Source organism: Cognatiyoonia sp. IB215182, assembly GCF_033963905.1.
In the GTDB taxonomy this organism is placed as follows: Bacteria; Pseudomonadota; Alphaproteobacteria; order Rhodobacterales; family Rhodobacteraceae; genus Yoonia.
This window is the reverse complement of the sequence record NZ_JAXBMB010000049.1, coordinates 1-3,368: the sequence shown is the minus strand read 5'-3', so window position 1 is coordinate 3,368 and position 3,368 is coordinate 1. Positions and strand designations below refer to the sequence as shown.

Sequence of the window (3,368 nt, the reverse complement as noted above, 5' to 3'; positions counted from 1 at the left end):
GGTTGATGTCGGTCTGCGGCACGAGATCGATGGGGTGTTTTTTGATGCGGGTTATCATAGCGCTTTCGGCGACCTCGCTCAAAACCAAGGCTTCAGCATAAATGCCTCGTTTACCTTCTAGGCGATGCTGACCAGCGAGCGCGTCAACGACCTGACCTAAGGCGAGGCGCCCGACTATGCTTCTTGGTCCAAAAATCATGAAATGGCCTTGGAGTATGGCCCGCGTGGCCACTAGCGCGAGCCAATCTGCAGCCTCCGACATGCGTGGACATCTCAAAGATGTTGAGATCGCCAACTGGATGGCTTGACCTTCATGAGGTGTTCTCAGACGAACCTAGAAACTCCAGACTTGGCTGGTCGGCTGTGTTGACAAAAAGACGGTCTGACAGCGGCCGATCAGGTTATAGCTGATGTCTATTCAAGTATAGGATCGGAGTATTTTCCAACGCAACGATCGGGTTCTAGTGTTGCATAGGAAAAGAATGTCTCGGCACCCGAATTCTTGATGAAGAAACTGCCAAAATCCGCAATAAGTTCAATCTGTTACTTCCAGTCCATGTGGAGCTTCTGGCCCGTCAGTTTGAGATTCGTTGCTGTACCCTGGCGCAGACAACGGTGCTCTCCCGTTACATCAGCTGACACTCTGCTAGCATCTCAAGGGGTGGCCGGGCCACGAAGCTACTCTAGTACCTTATTCTGGGATAGGCCGATCAACTACATGCCTATTTGGGCGCTGCCCGGCGGTTCTTGGACTCTGCCACTTTATCGCTGCCATGTCGGTATGAGCAACTTCAGCGTCGCGGAGTTGGTTATGTTCCATCTTGACTTTCTCTTGCGAAACAAAATAGCGCCAAAATACTTTCATCTCACAATTCGATGTGCCGGCACGCTACTCGGTACCGTTTGGACTTCTTTCATCCCTGGTCACGGTATGTGGAGGGTGAGAGTTGAATGATCCAGTATCATCGAAACGCCTTTGGCAGTCCGTAATTGTAACGGCAATTAGAGATCTGTGTAACTCCCATCCTCTAATGGAGAAAAACAGACAAGGTGCTGAGCGGTGGATTGGAACCTTTCCTTCGGCTGATTTCTGTGAGGTTTGCCAACTCGCGGGGTTGGACGCGCGGACAGTACACAATGCGCTGAGAGGCCTTTGCCAGCAGCCGCCTAGCTGCCGTTCTGAGTGGTGCAGATCAGTGATGCCATCTCGTTACAAAAACAAGGCATCCTAGATAACATTTGTCACTTTTTAATTCTTGGATAAAAGGAAGTATGAGTGGACAGTCTTATCGTGCGACAAAGTAGACCGCTCGAAATTGAAGTATCTCGAAGTATCCAGGTTGCTTGGAAGCGAAAACGCCATGACAGCGCTCATGATTGACCATGGAAACCTCCGTTGTGAGGCGGTAGAGGACGCCGCCTCATAGCTAACTCCATGAGTTGTGCCATCATCAAGACTTCAAGTCTGATTGAAGGACGAATGAAGATCATTCAGATTCTGTCCACCATAGTCACCTCTTATTCAAGTATAGGGTTCCTGTATTTCCGAATATTGCGCTCCGGCTGTAGTGTTGGAGGAGCGGAAATTGGACAGGTTGGACTTACGTGCAGCCAAACATGAAAACTAATACAAGAAAGCTTTGGAATACTGGACCGGAAGGAAATACCAAGTTCCTGTTTGGTGCCAGCATATTCGGAATGTGCGTGCGATAAGGGTCGATTGCGCACCAATTTGAATTACAGAAAGTAGTGGCCGTCATGAACAACACATCTGTTGCAGTTTATCAGATTGTCAGTGCAGGTGAATTCATGGTCAACGAGTTCACCGATGGCGGTCGAAGATGTCCGAGTGTCAAGGTACTTGCCAAGGGGTGTTTTGTCGGTAATTGGAAATCCTGTAACCTGCAACAGAGTGATGCGTCTCAAACTGCCATCACGCCCCGCGTATTTGATGTAAACGGTGTTGCACAAAGCTCCAATATCATTGCCGAAGATGTTGTCACACTGATGATACAGTCACCCTTCTGCCCAACGAAGTGGGTGTGTTAATCATGACAGCTGTTGCTGCCACGAATACGCATGGTGCAGCAATGGCACTGAGCACCGACAGGACGATCAGCTATGATCCAACCGGTGCAGATACTGTTGTAGCTCTGGCAGGAGGCCAGACACCGACGGATACATTTATCTATACGGTCGAGAGCGGCAATGGCGAGGAGAACGTCGCAAACGTTTCGGGTCTTGTGCAAGGAAGAAGGGAAGCGCCGATCATGGCAGCATTGACCGTTGTGATGATGGGGACCCGTGGTGGTGGCATTCATAAGTATGCTTGGGGCAACGACCATCTGTGAATAAGGGGTGATTTTGATTACTGGCCGCACCAACACAACCTGCCTTGTGAATACAGCCCGAAGCTATTGTCACATTGGCCGGACAACGCTGGAAGCCGCACGTGCCATCGAATGCATGTAGGATATTGAAGCCCAAAAATGAAGCGTACCTCATGCTTCGCGCGGCCATCATGTCGATCTTACTTGGTGCGCCTGCTGCCGCTGACGTCTTGCCTGACCGTGTTGGTCTCATTGTCGGTTCCCATCATGTCAATCCGCAGCAGGATTTCGAAGAGTTCAATCCAGGTGTTTATCTGGCATGGGACGGTGAGATATTCGACGGGCAGACTGCGTTGTTTCAGAACTCGCTGGGTGATCCAGCGCTCGCTATCACGTTTTCGCTGAAGCACATGACCGCATCTTGGGGAGGGCTCAATACAGCTTCTTTTCTGGGAACAGCCTACTACGGCGATGGTGCTGCAAGGGACTACAATCTCAACGGCTGGATCCCGTTTGGTGGGCTACGCATCTCTCACGATGCCTGGCCGCTGGGGTTACAGGTCATGCCCTGCCCACCCACGGAATGCAGTGTAGTTTTTGCTCTCACCGTGGGGTTATGATTGATGGGTGGTCATGCCGTGATCTAAGATTGGCTCGCACAGCTTTTTCGTCGCGACCTGGTTCCGCTTGGAACTAGTGCGGCTAGGACGGGCCGTCGTTGCAGATGCTACGCTTATGTGGACTTGAGTTCTATCTTTTCGGACATTGCCTTGACAAAATAAAGATCTATGGGCGCAGGCTTCACCATAGCTGATGCCTATGCAAATATAGGATTGGAGTATTTCCCAATGCAGTAAGCGGGTTCTAGTGTCTGGGTAGGAAACGAATGGCTCGCCCACCGCATGCTCGATAAAAAAACGCAAATATCCGCAATAAATTCAATATGTTACTTGCGCTTGTGGTGAAGCTGCCGTATCATCAGCTCATCAGCTCATCAGCTCATCAGCTCATCAGCTCATCAGCTCATCAGCTCATCAG

The 3,368-nt window shown here is 50.4% G+C and carries 4 protein-coding genes; 3 read left to right on the top strand and 1 reads right to left on the bottom strand.

Annotated features, from left to right (window positions below; translation table 11 throughout):
• On the bottom strand, nt 1-199 hold a 199-nt coding region (locus SLH47_RS26125), incomplete at its 3' end, for a hypothetical protein (protein WP_320244067.1).
• 1,559 nt (nt 200-1,758) lie between these two features.
• On the opposite strand from SLH47_RS26125, the gene SLH47_RS26120 reads away from it, so the two are divergent.
• From SLH47_RS26120 to SLH47_RS26110, 3 genes are all read left to right on the top strand, one after another.
• Nucleotides 1,759-2,049 (top strand): hypothetical protein, encoded by a 291-nt coding sequence (locus SLH47_RS26120; RefSeq protein ID WP_320244065.1) that lies wholly within the window; start codon nt 1,759-1,761, stop codon nt 2,047-2,049.
• A 2-nt stretch (nt 2,050-2,051) separates the two neighbouring features.
• Nucleotides 2,052-2,351, top strand: coding sequence for a VCBS domain-containing protein (locus SLH47_RS26115; RefSeq protein ID WP_320244063.1), 300 nt, complete (start codon nt 2,052-2,054; stop codon nt 2,349-2,351).
• 74 nt (nt 2,352-2,425) lie between these two features.
• On the top strand, nt 2,426-2,950 hold the full coding sequence (locus tag SLH47_RS26110) for a hypothetical protein (protein WP_320244060.1): 525 nt from the start codon (nt 2,426-2,428) through the stop codon (nt 2,948-2,950).
• The last annotated feature ends 418 nt before the right edge of the window (nt 2,951-3,368 follow it).

What these genes read in the sequence shown, in the direction of transcription:
- SLH47_RS26115 (WP_320244063.1), top strand. Translation starts at nt 2,052, where the DNA reads ATGACAGCTGTTGCTGCCACGAATACGCATGGTGCAGCAATGGCACTG.
- SLH47_RS26120 (WP_320244065.1), top strand. Translation starts at nt 1,759, where the DNA reads ATGAACAACACATCTGTTGCAGTTTATCAGATTGTCAGTGCAGGTGAA.